This is a genomic window from Streptomyces sp. NPDC050704, assembly GCF_040654355.1.
Lineage (GTDB): Bacteria > Actinomycetota > Actinomycetes > Streptomycetales > Streptomycetaceae > Streptomyces.
Genome location: NZ_JBFAHW010000025.1, coordinates 14,479 through 33,217 on the forward strand (window position 1 = coordinate 14,479; position 18,739 = coordinate 33,217).

Genomic DNA, 18,739 nt, shown 5'->3' on the forward strand with positions numbered 1-18,739 from the left:
AGGGGTCTCTACAGCGGCACGATGTCCGGCGCCCCCAGCCGAGCGGCGTCGGCCGTCAGGTCGTCCGGCTGGCGCTGCGACTCCCGCTCCGCCTCCACCCGCTTCTCGTAGTGCTCGACCTCCCGCTCGATCTGGTCCTTGTCCCAGCCGAGGACCGGAGCCATCAGCTCCGCCGCCTCCTTCGCACTGCGCGTCCCGCGGTCGAAGGTCTCGATGGAGATGCGCGTCCGCCGCGTCAGCACGTCGTCCAGATGCCGTGCCCCCTCGTGCGAGGCGGCGTAGACGATCTCGGCGCGGAGATAGTCCTCGGCCGCCGGCAGCGGCTCGCCCAGCGAGCTGTCCGCGGCGATCAGATCGAGCACCTCTTCCGCGAGCGACCCGTACCGGTTCAACAGGTGCTCCACCCGCACCACATGAAGGCCGGTCCGCTCGGAGATCCGCGCTCGCGCGTTCCACAGTGCCCGGTACCCCTCGGCGCCGATGAGAGGGATGTCCTCGGTGACGCACTCCGCGACCCGCTGGTCCAGGCCGTGCACCGCCTCGTCCACCGCGTCCTTGGCCATCACCCGGTAGGTCGTGTACTTGCCGCCCGCCACGACCACGAGCCCCGGCACCGGATGCGCCACGGTGTGCTCGCGCGACAGCTTGCTCGTGGCGTCCGACTCCCCGGCGAGCAGGGGCCGCAGCCCCGCGTACACCCCCTGCACGTCGTCGCGTGTCAGCGGGAGCGCGAGCACCGAGTTCACATGCTCCAGCAGGTAGTCGATGTCCGCGCTGGACGCCGCCGGATGCGCCTTGTCCAGGTCCCAGTCGGTGTCCGTGGTACCCACGATCCAGTGCCGCCCCCACGGAATCACGAAGAGCACGGACTTCTCGGTGCGCAGGATCAGTCCGGTCGTCGACTTGATCCGGTCCTTCGGTACGACCAGATGGATGCCCTTGGACGCCCGTACGTGGAACTGCCCCCGCTCGCCGACCATCGCCTGGGTGTCGTCCGTCCACACCCCGGTCGCGTTGACGACCTGCTTGGCGCGGATCTCGTACTCCCCGCCGGCCTCCACATCCTGGACCTTGGCACCGACGACGCGTTCGCCCTCGCGCAGGAAGCCGGTCACACGCGCGCGGTTGGCGACCTTCGCGCCGTACGCCGCCGCCGTGCGCACCAGCGTCGCCACATAGCGGGCGTCGTCCATCTGCGCGTCGTAGTACTGCAGCGCCCCGACCAGCGCGTCCTTCTTCAGGGCGGGTGCGACGCGCAGCGCGTGACGGCGTGACAGATGCCGGTGCGTGGGCAGTCCGCGCCCGTGGCCGCGCGCCATCGACATCGCGTCGTAGAGCGCGACGCCCGAACCGGCGTACCACCTCTCCCACCCCTTGTGCTGCAAGGGATACAGGAACGGCACGGGCTTCACGAGGTGCGGCGCGAGCCGTTCGAGGAGCAGCCCGCGCTCCTTCAGCGCCTCCCGTACGAGCCCGAAGTCGAGCATCTCCAGATAGCGCAGGCCGCCGTGGATCAGCTTGCTCGACCGGCTCGATGTGCCCGACGCCCAGTCACGCGCCTCGACCAACCCGGTGGACAGGCCGCGGGTCACGGCGTCCAACGCGGTACCCGCGCCGACCACGCCCGCTCCCACGACCAACACGTCCAGTTCGCGCTCGGCCATTCCCGCGAGTGACTCGGCGCGTTCCGCCGGCCCCAGTGTCGCTGTCCTCACTGCTGCCTCCCGCTGTCTGTCGCGCCTGGCTCACCCGTTCGGCGAGACCCGGCTCACATCCCCCATGCCCAAATTCTCAACCCGTTGCCCGCCTTCGGCCACCAGCGACCGTCGGCCTGTGGATATCTCTCGGTGACTTCCGGAGAAACACAGTCGGACAATCCCGCAAATCGGTCATATTTACTCCTAGTCTGACATTGCGCTCGTCCGTTCTGTCCACAGGGCTTGCGCCCTCGTCCCAACTCGGCTACTGGGAAGGACGGCCCACCGCCATGCCCGCAGATCTCGCCGTCATCGGCCTCGGCCAGCTCGGCCTGCCCCTGGTCCAGGCCGCCGTCGCCGCCGGCATCTCGACCCTCGGCTACCAGTGCGGCGACCCCGCGCCGCTGGCCGCCGCCGACCTGCGCCGGATGCTCTCCACCGGTTTCCGGCCGGCCACCAACCCGGCCGAACTCGGCCGCGTCCGCACCGCGGTCATCTGCGCGCCGACCCCGCGCGGCGCGGACGGCGCACTCGACCTGGGCCAACTCGCCGCCGCCGCCCACACCCTGGCCGGGCACCTGCGCCCGCACACCACGGTGATCCTGGAGTCCCCGGTGTACCCCGGAACCACCGAGGAATTCCTCCGGCCGCTCCTCGAAGAGGGCTCCGGACTGCGCGCCGGCCGCGACTTCCACCTCGCGTACTCGCCCAGCCGCGTCGACCCGGGCAACCGCGACCACAGCCCCGCCAACACCCCGAAGGTCATCGGCGGCCTCACCCCCGCCTGCACCGAGTCGGCCGCCGCCTTCTACGGCCGCCTCACCGACAAGGTCGTACGCGCGCGTGGACCACGCGAAGCGGAAACCGTGCAGCTCCTGGAGACCAACTACCGGCACGTCAACATCGCCCTGGTCAACGAAATGGCCGTCCTCTGCCACGACCTGGGCGTCGACCTGTGGGACGTCATCCGCTGCGCCGAGACCAAACCGTTCGGCTTCCAGGCCTTCCGCCCCGGCCCCGGCGTGGGCGGCCACGCGGTCCCCCGCGACCTCGCGGGCCCGAGGACCCGCTCCCTGCGCATGGTCGAGCTGGCCCAGCAGGTCAACAACCACATGCCCCAGTACGTCATCCAGCGCGCGGCCACGCTCCTCAACGAGCACGGCAAGTCGGCCCGCGCCGCGCGCGTGCTGCTCCTCGGCGTCACCTACAAGCCCGACCACGCCGACCAACAGGGCTCCCCCGCCCAGGAGATCGCGACCCGCCTGATGGAACTGGGCGCCGCCGTCAGCTACCACGACCCCCACGTCCCGTCCTGGAGCATCCTCGGCCGCCCGGTCCCGCGCGTGGACTCCCTCTACGAGGCCGCCGCCGACGCCGACCTGACGATCCTGCTCCAGCAGCACCGCACGTACGACCTCCAGGGCCTGTCGGTGAAGGCCCAGCTGCTGCTGGACACGCGGGGGGCCACGCCTACGGGGGCGGCGCACAGGTTGTGAAGGGGGGCGCGTGCGGGTGGCTGCGCCTCTGGGACTGGTGGCGTGCGGGGCGGCTGCGCGGCTAGCGTATGGACAGGTGGAACCCACCGCAGGTGGTACTGCGGCAGGCTCCTGAAAGTGATCGGAGTGTCCACCCCTGGTTGTGGCAGGGGTGGCCGCTTGCTTTCCGCAAGATCCACCTCTTCCGGTGCCGCGCCGCCCGACAGCGGATCCGGTACCGTACAAAAAGGTGGAGCCCACCGCAGCGGGTACTGCGGCAGGCTCCTGACGGGTTACGGGTGTCCGCCCCTACTGTCTTTAGGGGCGGCCGCTCACCGTCCGTGGATCCGCAAAATCCACCTCCACAGGCACTTCACCATCCAAAGACGGATCCGGTCCCAGCGGGTGGGCTTGCGGTGGCGGCCCATAGGCGCCCCCTTCCACGACGCCACCCAGAGGCCCGGTAGGCGGCTCGTCGGAACTCGGGCCGGGCCCCGAGGGCCGGGGTCCGGAACGTTCTCCTTGGAAGGGGACGCCCCAGACAACTGAGGCGCCGAACACGGACGCTATCGCCTCGACACGGCCGTCCAGCGCGCATTCGCCCCGAACGCAACCGTGCGCCCCCTTCCGTAAAACGCGCCCCACCAGGGCCACTTGGACACGCGAAGGGGCCCGGACCAAGCAGGTCCGGGCCCCTTCGCGTCGTTTATGTCGTACCGCCGCCTACCTCTTGTGCTGCGAGTCCGCCACGGTGACCTCGACCCGCTGGAACTCCTTGAGCTCGCTGTAGCCGGTCGTGGCCATCGCGCGGCGCAGGGCGCCGAAGAAGTTCATCGAGCCGTCGGGGGTGTGCGAGGGGCCGGTGAGGACCTCCTCGATGGTGCCAACCGTGCCGAGGTCGACCTTCTTGCCGCGCGGCAGCTCCTCGTTGACGGCCTCCATGCCCCAGTGGTGGCCCCTGCCGGGCACGTCGGTGGCGCGCGCGAGCGGGGAGCCGATCATCACCGAGTCGGCGCCGCAGGCGATGGCCTTGGGCAGGTCGCCGGACCAGCCGACACCGCCGTCCGCGATCACGTGGACGTACCGGCCGCCGGACTCGTCCATGTAGTCGCGACGGGCGGCCGCGACGTCCGCCACGGCTGTCGCCATGGGCACCTGAATGCCCAGCACGTTCCGCGTGGTGTGCGCGGCGCCGCCGCCGAAGCCGACCAGGACACCGGCCGCGCCGGTACGCATCAGGTGCAGGGCCGCCGTGTACGTGGCGCAGCCGCCGACGATCACCGGCACGTCCAGCTCGTAGATGAACTGCTTCAGGTTCAGCGGCTCGGAGGCGCCCGAGACGTGCTCGGCCGAGACCGTCGTACCGCGGATGACGAAGATGTCGACGCCCGCGTCCACGACGGCCTTGGAGAACTGGGCGGTGCGCTGCGGCGAGAGCGCGGCCGCGGTGACCACGCCCGAGTCGCGCACCTCCTTGATGCGCTGCCCGATCAGCTCCTCCTTGATGGGAGCCGCGTAGATCTCCTGGAGGCGGCGGGTCGCGGTGTCCGCGTCCAACTCCGCGATCTCGTCGAGGAGCGGCTGCGGGTCCTCGTACCTCGTCCACAGGCCTTCGAGGTTGAGGACGCCCAGGCCGCCGAGCTCGCCGATGCGGATGGCGGTGGCCGGCGAGACCACCGAGTCCATGGGGGCGGCCAGGAAGGGCAGCTCGAAGCGGTAGGCGTCGATCTGCCAGGCGATCGAGACCTCCTTCGGGTCTCGCGTACGACGGCTCGGGACGACGGCGATGTCGTCGAAGGCGTACGCCCGGCGGCCGCGCTTGCCGCGCCCGATCTCGATCTCAGTCACGTGTGTGGCCTTTCCCTCTTCGGTTCTGCGCCTCCCAGTATCCCCGACGCATACGACAAGGGCGGTCCCGGAGCCCCGGGACCGCCCTCGGACGTGCTTCACGCGCGCGTGGATGTCATTTACGGCTGTTCACAGCCCTGGGGACATCGTTTACGGCTACTGGCCGCGGCTGTAGTTCGGCGCCTCGACCGTCATCTGGATGTCGTGCGGGTGGCTCTCCTTGAGGCCCGCGGACGTGATGCGTACGAAGCGGCCCTTGGACTCCATCTCGTCGATGGAGGCGGCGCCCACGTAGCCCATGGTCTGGCGCAGGCCGCCGACGAGCTGGTGCAGCACGTTGCCCAGCGGGCCGCGGTAGGGCACCTGGCCCTCGATGCCCTCGGGTACGAGCTTGTCGTCGGAGGCCACCTCGGCCTGGAAGTAGCGGTCCTTCGAGTACGACCTGCCCTGGCCCCGGGACTGCATGGCGCCGAGGGAGCCCATGCCGCGGTACGACTTGAACTGCTTGCCGTTGATGAAGAGCAGCTCGCCCGGCGACTCCTCACAGCCCGCGAGGAGGCTGCCCAGCATCACCGTGTCGGCACCGGCGGCCAGCGCCTTGCCGATGTCCCCGGAGTACTGCAGGCCGCCGTCGCCGATGACCGGGACGCCCGCCGCGCGGGCCGCGAGGGCTGCTTCGTAGATGGCTGTTACCTGCGGTACACCGATGCCGGCGACCACACGGGTGGTACAGATCGAGCCAGGGCCGACGCCCACCTTGACGCCGTCGACACCGGCGTCGATCAGGGCCTGGGCGCCGTCACGGGTGGCGACGTTGCCGCCGATCACGTCGACGCCGACGCTCGACTTGATCTTCGCCATCCAGTTGAGGGCGTTGCTGTTGTGTCCGTGCGAGGTGTCGACGATCAGGAAGTCCGCGCCGGCCTCGGCGAGCGCCTGGGCCCGCTCCAGCGCCTCGGGGCTGGCGCCGACGGCGGCACCGACGAGGAGGCGGCCCTCGGCGTCCTTCGCGGCGTTCGGGTACTTCTCGGCCTTCACGAAGTCCTTGACCGTGATGAGGCCCTTGAGGACGCCCGCGTCGTCAACCAGCGGAAGCTTCTCGATCTTGTGGCGGCGCAGCAGCTGCATGGCGTCGTTGCCGGAGATGCCGACCTTGCCGGTGACCAGCGGCATCGGGGTCATGACCTCGCGCACCTGACGGGAGCGGTCGGTCTCGAAGGCCATGTCGCGGTTGGTGACGATGCCGAGCAGCTTGCCGTTGCCGTCGGTGACCGGCACGCCGCTGATGCGGAACTTGGCGCACAGCGCGTCGGCCTCGGCGAGCGTCGCGTCCGGGTGCACCGTGATCGGGTCGGTGACCATGCCGGACTCGGAGCGCTTCACCAGGTCGACCTGGTTGACCTGGTCCTCGATGGAGAGGTTGCGGTGCAGCACGCCGACGCCGCCCTGGCGGGCCATGGCGATCGCCATGCGGGACTCGGTCACCTTGTCCATCGCCGCCGAGAGCAGCGGAATGTTCACGCGCACGTTGCGGGAGATGCGGGACGAGGTGTCGACCGCGTTGGGCAGCACTTCAGAGGCGCCCGGCAGCAGCAGCACGTCGTCGTAGGTCAGCCCGAGTGTCGCGAATTTCTCGGGCACTCCGTCGACGTTGGCAGTCATGACACCTTCCCCAAATGGCCTTGATCGGTGCGGATGTCCATGCTAACGGGAAGCACGGCTCTCTCATTCCACGGTTACGGTGCCCCTGGACTTCGTGGGTTCGTACGGGCGGGGCGGCCTCTCTGTTCACCTGCGCCAGGGCCCCCGGGGTCACAGGCCGTGGCGGGACTCGCCCGGCACGGCCGGCTCCCGCCTCTCGCACCTCGGCGGCGCAGCGGAAAAAATGCCGCCCCACCAGGTCACGCCCCGCGGGGTACCGGGCCGAGCGGACACCGTCCCGGCGGGAGCAGCAGCCCGGTGGAGCGCCGACCCCGAAGCGGCCGGGCTCGAAAGAACTCCTACCGCAGGACTTCTGCCGCGGAACTCCTACTGCTCCGCCAGTGCCCTCAGTCGGCTCAGTGCCCGGTGCTGGGCCACTCGGACCGCTCCCGGTGACATTCCCAACATCTGGCCCGTCTCCTCCGCCGTGAGACCCACCGCGATCCTCAGCAGGAGCAGCTCCCGCTGGTTCTCGGGGAGGTTGGCGAGGAGCTTCTTGGCCCACTCTGCGTCGCTGCTGAGGAGGGCGCGCTCTTCGGGGCCGAGCGAGTCGTCGGGCCGCTCCGGCATCTCGTCCGACGGCACGGCCGTCGAGCCGGGATGGCGCATCGCGGCGCGCTGCAGGTCGGCGACCTTGTGCCCGGCGATGGCGAAGACGAAGGCTTCGAAGGGGCGCCCGGTGTCCTTGTAGCGCGGCAGGGCCAGCAGCACCGCCACGCAGACCTCCTGCGCCAGGTCCTCCACGAAGTGCCGGGCATCACCCGGCAGTCGGGACAACCGGGTGCGGCAGTAGCGGATCGCGAGCGGGTGGACATGGGCGAGGAGGTCGTGTGTGGCCTGCTCGTCGCCCTCGACCGCACGATGGACGAGCGCACCAATCGCCCCTTGGGAAGAGGCCGCCTCGTCGTCGCGCATCGGTCCATGGTGCCTTGGCGTAGTCCGATCCATGGCACCGCGTCCGTAGTTGTGCACCGAAGCGTTATGAGCAGGTGCGCCGGAACTCATCTCCTGCGCCCTCCCCTCCCGCTCGACCGACTCGTTCCCGAGGAACTCCACACCTCAAGGATGCGGCATCCGCCGGGAAACGTGGATCGGGCGCCCGAAGGGATGATTCCGATCCCCGTTCGGGCCCGGTCCCACCCGCCGTGCGGCGGGTGGGGGCTGCCGAACCGCCGCGCGGCGAGAGTGCGCCCGCCACGGCAGCGGCTGATATCACTGTGGCGTCGGCCGGCGAGCGCCACTTCCGACACAGGCCCTAGCGGACCAGGCCCCATCGGAAGCCGAGCGCCACCGCGTGCGCGCGGTCCGAGGCGCCGAGCTTCTTGAAGAGCCGTCGGGCGTGGGTCTTGACCGTGTCCTCGGAGAGGAACAGCTCACGGCCGATCTCCGCGTTCGACCGGCCGTGGCTCATGCCCTCCAGGACCTGGATCTCACGCGCGGTGAGCGTGGGCGCGGCACCCATCTCGGCCGACCGCAGTCTGCGCGGAGCGAGCCGCCAGGTCGGGTCGGCGAGGGCCTGGGTGACGGTCGCACGCAGCTCCGCACGGGAGGCGTCCTTGTGGAGATAGCCGCGGGCACCGGCGGCGACCGCGAGTGCGACCCCGTCCAGATCCTCGGCGACGGTGAGCATGATGATGCGCGCACCGGGGTCGGCGGACAGCAGCCGCCTGACCGTCTCCACGCCGCCCAGACCGGGCATGCGTACGTCCATCAGAATCAGATCCGAACGGTCGGCACCCCAGCGGCGGAGGACTTCCTCGCCGTTGGCCGCCGTGGTCACGCGCTCGACACCGGGCACGGTCGCCACCGCGCGGCGGAGCGCCTCTCGGGCAAGCGGGGAGTCGTCGCAGACGAGGACGGATGTCATGACCGTCCTCCGCAGCTGATGCGCGTCACCTTGAGCCTCCAGGCTGGTACGAAATCGTCACCTGTGCGGTCGACACTCGGTCGCGGATGGTGCCGCCTGCCCGAGCGCTTGTTCCTTCAACCGCCTCCGCACTCTCAACGACGGTCACTCGAAAGAGTTACGGGGCCGTGAGCCACCTTCGGCACTCTACGTGAGGGTGCGGACACGGTGCAGACACCCACAACGGACCCTCAAGGTTTCATCACAAGCGATGCCCCATTTAGCCGTTTTTCTTCCCATTTACTGGTGTCTGAGGCTAGATTCGCCATGAGTCATATTTTCATCTCCTTAGATAGTAGATGTACGGTCATGGGCACGTAAGCGCCCAGAACGGCTACAAGGGGACTACGCAATGGCAGATTTCTCCCGCCTTCCCGGACCCAACGCGGATCTGTGGGACTGGCAGCTCCTCGCGGCCTGCCGCGGGGTCGACAGCTCGCTCTTCTTTCACCCTGAGGGCGAGCGCGGTGCGGCACGGAGCGCTCGTGAGAACTCGGCCAAAGAGGTCTGCATGAGATGCCCGGTACGCGCGGAGTGCGCGGCCCACGCCCTGGCGGTTCGCGAGCCGTACGGCGTGTGGGGCGGGCTGACCGAGGACGAGCGCGAAGAACTCATGGGGCGGGCACGCAACCGCCTGGTCTCGGCGTCGATGTCGAGCGGGGGCACCCCGTCGCACAACTGAAGGAACGTTTTTCCAGAGCGGCACGCGCCCGCGTGCCCCTACATTTCGTCCCTCGCGGGATACCACTCGCCCCGTAGGAGCCGCTTTTCGTCCGCGGGCGAGTTCACACTCAGCGCGCCGCGGCCCGGGCCAGCTGGTCCAGCGTGGCCGCCACCGCGGGCACCTGGGCCAGGTCCGGCAGGGTGAGTGCGACGATCTCCCGCCGCAACGCGGGTTCCACCCTCACCATGCGGGCACCCCTGGGACGTACGGACTCGATGGCCAGCTCCGGCAGGACCGCGACCCCCAGACCCGCCCCGACCAGGCCGACCACGGCCGGGTAGTCGTCGGTCGCGAAGTCGATCCGGGGTGTGAATCCAGCCCTCTCGCAGACCTCGACCAGCTGGCCGCGGCAGCGGGGGCAGCCGGCGATCCACGGCTCGTCGGCGAGGTCTCCGATGGCCACCGACGCCGCCCGGGCCAGCGGGTGCCCGTCGGGAACCAGGCCGACCAGCCGGTCGCTGAGCAAGGGCCGTACCACCAGGTCGTCCCACTCCCCGGCGGCCTCCGCGCCCTCGTCTGCCCGCCTCCCGTCGCCGCCCGTGCCTCCAGGGGCCGCGCGCCGGTCCTCGTACCGGAAGGCGAGCGTGACGTCGCAGTCGCCCTCGCGGAGCATCTCGACCGAGCGCGGCGGCTCGGCCTCCTCCAGGGAGACCCGCGTGCCTGGGTGCGCGGCCCGCAGGGCGGCGAGCGCGGTCGGTACGAGCGTGGAACTGCCGCTGGGGAACGAGACCAGCCGCACCCGTCCCGCGCGCAGGCCCGCGATCGCGGCGACCTCCTCCTCGGCGGCCGTCAGCCCGGCGATGATGCCCGCCGCATGCCGTACGAGAGCCTCGCCGGCCTGGGTCAGCCGCATCTCACGGCCCGTACGGATCAGCAGCGGTGTGCCTACGGACGCTTCCAGAGCCTTCATCTGCTGGCTGACGGCGGGCTGGGTGCACCCCAGTTCACGCCCCGCGGCGGAAAAGGAGCCGGTGGCGGCGACGGCGCGCAGTACGCGGAGATGACGGGCTTCGATCACCTTTCGAGCATAAGCGAGCCTTGGATGCAGCGCCGAATATCGCGTCGACACTTTGATACGGATCACCTACCGTGCCGATATGAAGCTTTTGTCGCTGAATCTGGGCCGGCCCAAGGCAGTCGAGTACACGGACCAGGCCGAGGGTGTGAGCGGGATCGACAAGCAGCCGGTGGACGGGCCGGTGCGGGTGGCGGCGCCCGGGCCCAAGGGGGTCGGCGCGAGCGGTCTGGCCGGGGACGCCGTGTGCGAGACGCGACATCACGGAGGGGATCACCAAGCCGTGTACGCCGTCGCGCGCGAGGACCTCGACGACTGGGAGCGCGAGCTCGGGCGGCCGCTGAGGAGCGGAATGTTCGGCGAGAACCTCACGACGGAGGGTCTCGACGTGTCCGGCGCGCTGATCGGGGAACGCTGGCGCATCGGCTCCGAGGTCGTTCTCGAGGTCACCGCAGGGAGGATTCCCTGTCTCACCTTCCAGGGCCATCTGGGTGAGAAGGGATGGGTCAGGCGGTTCACCGCGAAGGGGGCGCCGGGCGCGTATCTGCGGGTGATCGAGCCCGGGGAGATCCGGGCGGGCGATCCGATCGAGATCGTGCACCGGCCGGACCACGACGTGACCGTCGCCCTGCAGTTCCGCGCGGTGACGACCGAGCGGGCGCTGCTGCCGCGGGTACTGGCGGCGGGGGATGCGTCTCATCCGGAGACGCTGAAGTTGGCGCGCAAGTATGCGGAGAAGTACGGCGACGGCGAGAGGGTGGGAAAGGGGAGCGAGGAGAGCGAGGGGTGAAGGAGGCTGAGGGGTTCGGGGTTCGGGGTTCGGGATGCGGGCTTCGGGATGCGGAGTGAGGACTGGCGGGTGGCGCACGGCGCTGCAGCCGGTCGCGTGGCCGCTGACGCCCTCGTCCGAACCAGCCTTCCAGCGGGGCGGCTTGGAGATTTCCGATGGTGAGGACGCGGTGCGGGCGGGCCACTTCGGTCCGAAGCGGTTCGCCGTCGACAGGCCCCGACGAGCGATGCCCCCGCGTCTTCGGGACCGTCACCCGGGCCCCGCCGAGGGCGGTTCGCGGTCGTGGAGCGGGGGCGGTGGGAGGGCACCGCACCAGGCCACTCCGCGCACGGAGACGGCTCGCCGGGTCACTAACCTTGGCCCATGACAACGGCTCTCATCACAGGATCGACCTCGGGCATCGGTGCCGCCTTCGCGCGGCGGCTGGCCGCCGACGGGCACAACCTCGTCCTGGTGGCGCGTAACACCGAGCGGCTCGGTGAGCAGGCGACCGAGTTGCACGACCGGCACGGCATCGAGGCGGAGGTGCTGACGGCGGATCTGGCGACGGACGACGGCATCGAGGCGGTGGCCGCCCGCCTCTCGGACCCCAGGAACGCGGTCGACCTGCTGGTCAACAACGCGGGCTTCGCCAACAAGGGTCTCTATCTGGACGTACCGATGGCGGACGAGCTGAAGATGCTCAAGGTGCACTGCGAGGCGGTGCTCCGGCTGACCTCGGCGGCGACCGAGTCCATGCGGGAGCGCGGGCGCGGGGGCGTGGTCAACGTGGCCTCGGTGGCCGCCTTCCTGCCGCGCGGCACATACGGGGCGTCGAAGGCGTGGGTCGTGCAGTTCACGCAGGGCGCGGCGAAGGATCTGGCCGGCAGTGGCGTGCGGCTGATGGCGCTGTGCCCCGGTTTCGTGCGGACCGAGTTCCACGAGCGGGCCGGGATGGGCACGGACAACATCCCCAACTGGATGTGGCTGGACGCGGACAAGCTGGTCACGTCCGCGCTGGCCGACCTGGCGCGGGGCAAGTCGCTGTCCATTCCGGACCCGCGGTACAAGGCCATGATGGGTGTCGTGAAGGTGACGCCGCGGGCACTGCTCGGCGGTATCAGTTCGAAGACGGGGCGGAAGTACGGGCCCCAGTGAGTCGGATGGTGCCGTTAGGCAGCGGCGTAAATGGAATCCCCTTCAACTAAGAAACCGTTGGAGGGGATTTTCACTAAAATGGTGGCATTCGACCGGACCCAGGGGGGCCGGAGGGCGGCGCCATGACATTCGTACAGCTCATCGACTGCAAGACGAGTCGGTTCGACGAGATGAACCGGCTCATGGACACCTGGGTCGAGCAGACCAAGGGCAGGCGGACCGCGACGCACAGCGTGATCGGGAAGGACCGGTCCGACGCGTCGCACTTCATCGAGATCGTGGAGTTTCCGTCGTACGAGGACGCGATGCGGAACTCGAATCTGCCGGAGACCGACAGGATCTTCCGGGAGATGGTGGCGCTCTGCGACGAGATGCCGACGTTCACGGACCTGGACGTGGTGCGGGACGAGCTGCTGTACGCGGCCACCATCCGGAGGTTCTTCGAGACGGTGGCCACCGAGGGAGAGCTTCCGCCGCTCAACGACCTGATCGCGGAGGACTGCCACGACCACAATCCCGCCAACGAGCAGGACAGCATCGGGCTGGACGCGATCCGGCGCGACATCCGTATGTGGCGCGGCGGGTTCGACTTCACGTTCACGATCGAGGACCAGATCTCCCAGGGCGACCGGGCCTGTGCGCGCTGGGCCTGGGACGGCACCCACAAGGGCGACTTCCTGGGGATTCCGGCATCCGGCAAGAAGGTCGGCATGACCGGAACGACCGTCTTCCGCTGCCATGAGGACGGGAAGATCGCCGAGATCTGGTGGCAGTACGACCTGCTGGGGCTGATGGGGCAGCTCGGCGCGCTCGACCAGTTCGAGATCTAGCCGGCGAGAGTTCGAGATGTAGCCGGGTCTGTCCGGGTGCGGCCGGCGAAAGACCGAGGCCCGGTTCCCCCACGGGGAACCGGGCCTCAGCTGTCAGCTACGAACCTCAGTGGGAGTGGCCGTGGCCGCCGTGACCGGCGTCGGGCTCCTCCTCGGCCGGCTTCTCGACGACCAGGGTCTCGGTCGTGAGGAGCAGGGAGGCGATGGAGGCGGCGTTCTCCAGGGCGGAGCGGGTGACCTTGACCGGGTCGATGACGCCGGCCTTCACCAGGTCGCCGTACTCGCCGGTGGCGGCGTTGAAGCCCTGGCCCGCTTCGAGTTCGGCGACCTTGGAGGTGATGACGTAACCCTCCAGGCCGGCGTTCTCGGCGATCCAGCGCAGCGGCTCGACGGCGGCCTTGCGGACGACCGCGACACCCGTGGCCTCGTCGCCGGTCTTGCCGAGGTTGCCCTCCAGGACCTTGACGGCGTGGACGAGCGCGGAGCCACCGCCGGAGACGATGCCCTCCTCGACCGCGGCGCGGGTCGCCGAGATGGCGTCCTCCAGGCGGTGCTTCTTCTCCTTCAGCTCCACCTCGGTGGCGGCGCCGACCTTGATCACGCACACGCCGCCGGCCAGCTTCGCGAGGCGCTCCTGGAGCTTCTCGCGGTCCCAGTCGGAGTCCGTGGACTCGATCTCGGCCTTGATCTGGTTGACCCGGCCGACCACGTCGGCGCTGTCGCCGCCGCCGTCGACGATGGTCGTGTCGTCCTTGGTGACCGTGACGCGGCGGGCGGTGCCCAGCACGTCCAGGCCGACCTGGTCGAGCTTGAGGCCGACCTCCTCGGCGATGACGGTGGCGCCGGTGAGGCTCGCCATGTCGCCGAGCATCGCCTTGCGGCGGTCACCGAAGCCGGGGGCCTTGACGGCCACCGCGTTGAACGTGCCGCGGATCTTGTTCACGACCAGGGTCGACAGGGCCTCGCCCTCGACGTCCTCGGCGATGATCAGCAGCGGCTTGGAGGAGTTGGTCTGGATGACCTTCTCCAGCAGCGGCAGCATGTCCTGGATGGAGGCGATCTTGCCCTGGTGGATCAGGATGTACGGGTCGTCGAGGACGGCCTCCATACGCTCCTGGTCGGACACCATGTACGGCGACAGGTAGCCCTTGTCGAAGGCCATGCCCTCGGTGAAGTCCAGCTCCAGACCGAAGGTGTTGGACTCCTCGACGGTGATGACACCGTCCTTGCCGACCTTGTCCATCGCCTCGGCGATGAGCTCGCCGACCTGGCTGTCCTGGGCGGACAGACCGGCCACGGCGGCGATGTCGGACTTCTCGTCGATCGGGCGCGCGGTCGCGAGGAGCTCCGCGGAGACCGCGGCGACGGCAGCGTCGATGCCCTTCTTCAGAAGGGCGGGGGACGCGCCGGCGGCGACGTTCTTCAGGCCCTCGCGGACGAGCGCCTGGGCCAGCACGGTGGCGGTGGTCGTACCGTCACCCGCTACGTCGTTGGTCTTGGTCGCCACCTCCTTCACCAGCTGGACGCCGAGGTTCTCGTACGGGTCGTCGACCTCGACCTCGCGGGCGATGGTGACACCGTCGTTGGTGATGGTGGGGGCGCCGAACTTCTTGTCGATGACGACGTTGCGGCCCTTGGGGCCGATCGTCACCTTGACCGTGTCGGCAAGCTTGTTGACGCCGCGCTCGAGGGCGCGACGGGCGTCCTCGTCGAACTTCAGGATCTTCGCCATGGGAGCGTTGGCCCTCTCGGAAATCTAGAGGTGTGAGTCTTGGGGTGAACGAACTGCGCCCCCGACGCCCGGCTTCTTAATGGTCGCGGGGGCCAGGGGCGCAGCTCTGAAAGCGGTGGTGCTCGGTAATGCAGTAATGCCTAGGTGAACTACTTCTCGATGATCGCGAGTACGTCGCGGGCCGAGAGGACGAGGTACTCCTCGCCGTTGTACTTCACTTCGGTGCCGCCGTACTTGCTGTACAGCACGATGTCGCCGGTCTTCACGTCGAGCGGCAGGCGCTCGCCGTTCTCGAACCGACCCGGGCCCACCGCAAGGACGACGCCCTCCTGGGGCTTCTCCTTCGCGGTGTCCGGGATGACCAGGCCAGAGGCCGTGGTCTGCTCGGCATCCAGCGGCTGGACCACAATGCGGTCCTCGAGCGGCTTGATGGCAACCTTGGAGCTGGTGGTCGTCACGATCCGACCTCCCCCTTCGGAGATCTCACGGGGTTAACTGTCTGAGGTGGCGACCAGGTGGATCCGTCGTCGCGGGTGCCGGACCTGCCCGTCGCTATTGGCACTCTCCTAGGGGGAGTGCCAGAGCTGAGACTATGACCGCGGTTAGCACTCGGTCAAGCGGAGTGCCAGTTGCCCGCGGCGGCTCAGCCGGATTTCGGTTGCCCGGAGCTGGGGTGAGCGTCACTGGGGGCTGCGCCCCCAGACCCCCTTTTCGGCCTGGACGGCCTCGTCCTCAAACGCCGGACGGGCTGGGTGGGGCTGGACTGGCCTCCGCAGAAAGTGCCCCGGAGCAGGGGAAGCCCTAGAGGCAGAAAGGGCCCTACAGGTAGTCCTCCAGGCGCGCCACCGTGAAGCCCTGCCTCTGGATGCTGGTCAGGATTCTGATCGTCGTCTCCGTGAGGGTTGTGCCGTGTGTGCCCTCGGGGCAGTGGAGGATGGCGCCCGGTCGGAGCCGGTGCGGGGTGCGCCACAGGACGACCGCCGCGACTCCGCAGTCGGCGGCCGCGCGCAGGGTGTCGTCGTCGTAGGCGCCGTACGGCGGGCGGAAGAGCCGGGGGCGGATGCCGAAGCGCTGCTTGAGCTTCTCCTGCTGGCCGCAGATCTCCGCGCGCTGGCCCGCGTACGGGAGGCCCGGCAGGTACGGGTGGTCGAGGGTGTGGTTCTGCACGCTCGCGCCGACCGCGCGCAGCCGGCCGAAATGGGCGTACCCCGGTCCGGCGACACGGTCCGTGAGGAACATGCTGACCGGCAGCCGCAGTTCACGGACCATGTCGACGAACCGCGGATCCTTCTCGGCGCCGTCGTCGAAGGTCAGGAAGACGACCCGGTCGCGGGTGGGCACCCGGTCGACGACGGGCGGCAGGCCTGGTCCCGCCGCGTGTACGGGGGTCTTGGCGGGGGCCCTGGGAGGACGGGCGAGCGGGGCCGGGAGCCCCCAGCGGCGGTACGTGTCCGCCGTGGGCCCGTGCGGGCGCACCTGCTGCGTGGCCTGCCTGGCCGGCCGCTCGATGGAGCCGTCGATGGAGGGGGCGGCGGACTGGGCGCAGCCGCTGAGGCCGACCACCCCGGCGAGCAGCACGGCCATCGCCCGCCGCCTCACAGGTAGTCCTCCAGCCGGGCCACCGCGTACCCCTTGTCCGTGACCAGCTTCATGAAGCGGCGGACCATGTCGGGCATCGTGCCCTTCCAATGCTCCCTGCCGCGGAAGTGGCTGAGGACGATGTCGCCGGGGCGGAGGGCGCGGTCCCACTCCCGGTAGTCCCAGCGGTCGACGAAGACCTCCTCGTTCCACAGCGGGACCGCCTTGATGCCACAGGCCCTGGCGGCGCGCAGGGTGTTCTCGTCGTAGTTGCCGAAGGGCGGGCGGAAGAGGGTCGGGCGGGTGCCGTACCGCTTCTCGATCACGTCCTGCATGCCGCAGATCTCGCGCTTCTGCGCGGCGTACGAAAGGCGGGGCAGGTAGCGGTGGTTGAGGGTGTGGTTGTTCAGTACGACGCCACGGTCCCGCATCTTCTTGAAGTAGCCGTAGTCCTCCTTGACCAGGTAGTCGCTGAGGAAGGCGGTGTACGGGATCTTCAGGTCGCTCATCATCCGCAGGAACGCCGGGTCCTTCTCGGCGCCGTCGTCGATGGTGAGGAAGACGACCCTGTCCTTGGTGGGGACGGTCGTGAAGACCGGCGGGAGTTTCCTGTGGCCGGCCACCTCGAAGCCTTTGCGGGTGGTGATGCGCGGCTTCTTCGTGGGGGCGCGGGGTGGGGACAGGGGGACCTTTGCCAGGCCCCAGCGCTTGGCGCGTGCGCTGGCCTGGGGGTGGGCGTGGGCGTCCAGGGCTGGGGTGCGTTGAGCCTTGAGGGGCTGTTGGCCTGCGGCCGGCTTGACGTGGGCGGGGCCTGTTTCCGAACAGCCGGAGGCGATTGCTGTGAGGGTCAGCAGGGCGAGAGTCTTCCGCGCTGCGCGCGACGGGCGGTGCGTGATCTGCGGGCCGGTGGGGGCTGCTCGCGCAGGTCCCCGCGCCCCTGGAGGGGCGTCATCGTTCGCCCCGCTTGCACTATTAATGTCATTTTGTCGTACAAGTCGCATGGGGTTGGATCCTCACAGGTCGTGGCCCTTACCGACCCCCGACACCGCCACCACGCGCGCGCCATCCACCGACTGGCCCACAATGGGCCGGTGAACGACCTCGATCCGCTGGCCTCTTTCATCTCGCTCCTCACCCCGGAGGGCCGTGCCCTGCTCGACGAGGTGCGCGGCACCGAACCGGCTCAGGAGCTGGCCGTGGCCACGCGGCTGCGGCGGGAGCACCCCGTGGAACTCGTCTCGGCGGCGCTCGGGCAGGCCCGGTTGCGGCAGCGGGCCGTGGTGAAGTTCGGCGCGGCGGACGCGGGGCGGATGTTCTTCACGCCGAACGGGGTGGAGCAGTCGACCCGGGCGACCGTCGCCGCGTACCGTGCCGGGCGTTTCCGGGAGCTCGGTGTGCGTTCCGTCGCCGACCTGTGCTGCGGCATCGGCGGTGACGCGATCGCGCTCGCCCGTGCCGGGGTCCGGGTCCTCGCCGTCGACCGCGACCCGCTGACCTGTGCGGTGGCCCGGGCGAACGCCGACGCGCTCGGGCTCACCGACCTCGTGGAAGTGCGCGAGGCGGATGTCACGGACGTCGACACGTCCTCGTACGACGCCGTTTTCGTGGACCCGGGCCGACGGGGTGGGCGGGGGCGGATCTTCGATCCCGAGGCGTACTCGCCGCCCCTGTCGTGGGCGGTCGGGGCGGCTCTCAAGGCCCCTGTCGCGGCTCTGAAGATCGCGCCCGGCATTCCGCACGAGGCGGTCCCCGTCGAGGCCGAGGCCGAGTGGATCTCGGACTCCGGGGATGTGAAGGAGGCCGTGCTGTGGTTCGGCACGCGGGGGTCCGGGGTCGTCCGCGCGACCCTGTTGCCCGGCCCGCGTACGCTCCTGGGCCGCGGGCTGCCCGATCCTCAGGTCCGGCCGCTGGGGCGTTACCTGTACGAGCCCGACGGTGCCGTCATCCGCTCCCATCTGGTCGCGGAGGTCGCCGAGGAGCTCGGCGGAGGGCTGATCGACGAGACCATCGCGTACATCACCTCGGACTCCCTCGCCTCCACCCCGTACGCCACGGCCTACGAGATCACCGATCAACTCCCCTTCAGCGTCAAGAAGTTGAAGGCGTTGTTGCGGCAGCGTGAGGTCGGCATCCTGACCGTCAAGAAGCGTGGCTCGGCCGTCGAGCCGGAGGAGTTGCGGCGCAAGGTGAAGCCTCAGGGGGCTAATTCGGCGACCGTGTTCCTGACGCGTGTGCGCAGCGCTCCGACGATGCTCGTGGGGCGCCCTGTCTGACTCGAACCGCGGGTTGTCTGTCGGCTGCGGGCG

General features: G+C 69.7%; 16 protein-coding genes. 6 read left to right on the forward strand and 10 right to left on the reverse strand.

The window, feature by feature from the left end:
- Positions 1-8: 8 nt before the first annotated feature.
- Entirely contained in the window at positions 9-1,715 is a 1,707-nt protein-coding gene (locus AB0I18_RS17065) for a glycerol-3-phosphate dehydrogenase/oxidase (RefSeq protein ID WP_363106281.1), read from the reverse strand.
- 272 nt (positions 1,716-1,987) lie between these two features.
- Here AB0I18_RS17065 and AB0I18_RS17070 point away from each other — a divergent pair, with 272 nt between their 5' ends.
- The gene (locus AB0I18_RS17070; RefSeq protein WP_363106282.1) at positions 1,988-3,193 is read left to right on the forward strand and encodes a nucleotide sugar dehydrogenase; all 1,206 of its coding nucleotides are present in this window, start codon (positions 1,988-1,990) and stop codon (positions 3,191-3,193) included.
- Positions 3,194-3,895: 702 nt separating this feature from the next.
- On the opposite strand, the gene AB0I18_RS17075 is transcribed toward AB0I18_RS17070, so the two are convergent.
- The 4 genes from AB0I18_RS17075 to AB0I18_RS17090 form a co-directional block, all read right to left on the reverse strand.
- A complete protein-coding gene (locus AB0I18_RS17075; RefSeq protein WP_363106283.1) occupies positions 3,896-5,020 on the reverse strand; it encodes a GuaB3 family IMP dehydrogenase-related protein in 1,125 nt (374 codons plus the stop codon).
- A 156-nt stretch (positions 5,021-5,176) separates the two neighbouring features.
- Entirely contained in the window at positions 5,177-6,682 is a 1,506-nt protein-coding gene (guaB, locus tag AB0I18_RS17080; protein WP_363106284.1) for an IMP dehydrogenase, read from the reverse strand.
- Positions 6,683-7,048: 366 nt separating this feature from the next.
- A complete protein-coding gene (locus tag AB0I18_RS17085; protein ID WP_363106285.1) occupies positions 7,049-7,636 on the reverse strand; it encodes a sigma-70 family RNA polymerase sigma factor in 588 nt (195 codons plus the stop codon).
- Between the two features lie 340 nt (positions 7,637-7,976).
- Positions 7,977-8,588 carry a response regulator transcription factor gene (locus AB0I18_RS17090; protein ID WP_003948568.1) on the reverse strand — a complete coding sequence of 204 codons (612 nt, stop codon included), beginning with the start codon at positions 8,586-8,588 and terminating at the stop codon, positions 7,977-7,979.
- A gap of 391 nt (positions 8,589-8,979) precedes the next feature.
- On the opposite strand from AB0I18_RS17090, the gene AB0I18_RS17095 reads away from it, so the two are divergent.
- Complete coding sequence (locus tag AB0I18_RS17095) at positions 8,980-9,309, forward strand: WhiB family transcriptional regulator (protein WP_363106286.1); 330 nt, start codon at positions 8,980-8,982, stop codon at positions 9,307-9,309.
- 109 nt (positions 9,310-9,418) lie between these two features.
- On the opposite strand, the gene AB0I18_RS17100 is transcribed toward AB0I18_RS17095, so the two are convergent.
- The gene (locus AB0I18_RS17100; RefSeq protein ID WP_363106287.1) at positions 9,419-10,369 is read right to left on the reverse strand and encodes a LysR family transcriptional regulator; all 951 of its coding nucleotides are present in this window, start codon (positions 10,367-10,369) and stop codon (positions 9,419-9,421) included.
- Positions 10,370-10,448: 79 nt separating this feature from the next.
- Between AB0I18_RS17100 and AB0I18_RS17105 the strand changes: the two genes are divergently transcribed.
- The 3 genes from AB0I18_RS17105 (at position 10,449) to AB0I18_RS17115 (ending at position 13,123) form a co-directional block, all read left to right on the forward strand.
- On the forward strand, positions 10,449-11,156 hold the full coding sequence (locus tag AB0I18_RS17105; RefSeq protein ID WP_363106288.1) for an MOSC domain-containing protein: 708 nt from the start codon (positions 10,449-10,451) through the stop codon (positions 11,154-11,156).
- A gap of 363 nt (positions 11,157-11,519) precedes the next feature.
- The gene (locus AB0I18_RS17110; RefSeq protein WP_363106289.1) at positions 11,520-12,293 is read left to right on the forward strand and encodes an SDR family oxidoreductase; all 774 of its coding nucleotides are present in this window, start codon (positions 11,520-11,522) and stop codon (positions 12,291-12,293) included.
- Positions 12,294-12,415: 122 nt separating this feature from the next.
- Positions 12,416-13,123, forward strand: coding sequence for an ester cyclase (locus tag AB0I18_RS17115; RefSeq protein ID WP_363106290.1), 708 nt, complete (start codon positions 12,416-12,418; stop codon positions 13,121-13,123).
- A gap of 106 nt (positions 13,124-13,229) precedes the next feature.
- On the opposite strand, the gene groL is transcribed toward AB0I18_RS17115, so the two are convergent.
- The 4 genes from groL to AB0I18_RS17135 all read right to left on the reverse strand — a co-directional run bounded on the left by groL (position 13,230) and on the right by AB0I18_RS17135 (position 17,434).
- Positions 13,230-14,855, reverse strand: coding sequence for a chaperonin GroEL (gene groL / locus AB0I18_RS17120; protein ID WP_363106291.1), 1,626 nt, complete (start codon positions 14,853-14,855; stop codon positions 13,230-13,232).
- A gap of 149 nt (positions 14,856-15,004) precedes the next feature.
- Positions 15,005-15,313, reverse strand: coding sequence for a co-chaperone GroES (gene groES, locus AB0I18_RS17125; RefSeq protein WP_003998759.1), 309 nt, complete (start codon positions 15,311-15,313; stop codon positions 15,005-15,007).
- Positions 15,314-15,674: 361 nt separating this feature from the next.
- Positions 15,675-16,439 (reverse strand): polysaccharide deacetylase family protein, encoded by a 765-nt coding sequence (locus AB0I18_RS17130; RefSeq protein ID WP_363106292.1) that lies wholly within the window; start codon positions 16,437-16,439, stop codon positions 15,675-15,677.
- A gap of 11 nt (positions 16,440-16,450) precedes the next feature.
- Positions 16,451-17,434 (reverse strand): polysaccharide deacetylase family protein, encoded by a 984-nt coding sequence (locus tag AB0I18_RS17135; RefSeq protein ID WP_363106293.1) that lies wholly within the window; start codon positions 17,432-17,434, stop codon positions 16,451-16,453.
- 90 nt (positions 17,435-17,524) lie between these two features.
- On the opposite strand from AB0I18_RS17135, the gene AB0I18_RS17140 reads away from it, so the two are divergent.
- A complete protein-coding gene (locus AB0I18_RS17140; RefSeq protein WP_363106294.1) occupies positions 17,525-18,706 on the forward strand; it encodes a methyltransferase domain-containing protein in 1,182 nt (393 codons plus the stop codon).
- Positions 18,707-18,739: the final 33 nt, after the last annotated feature.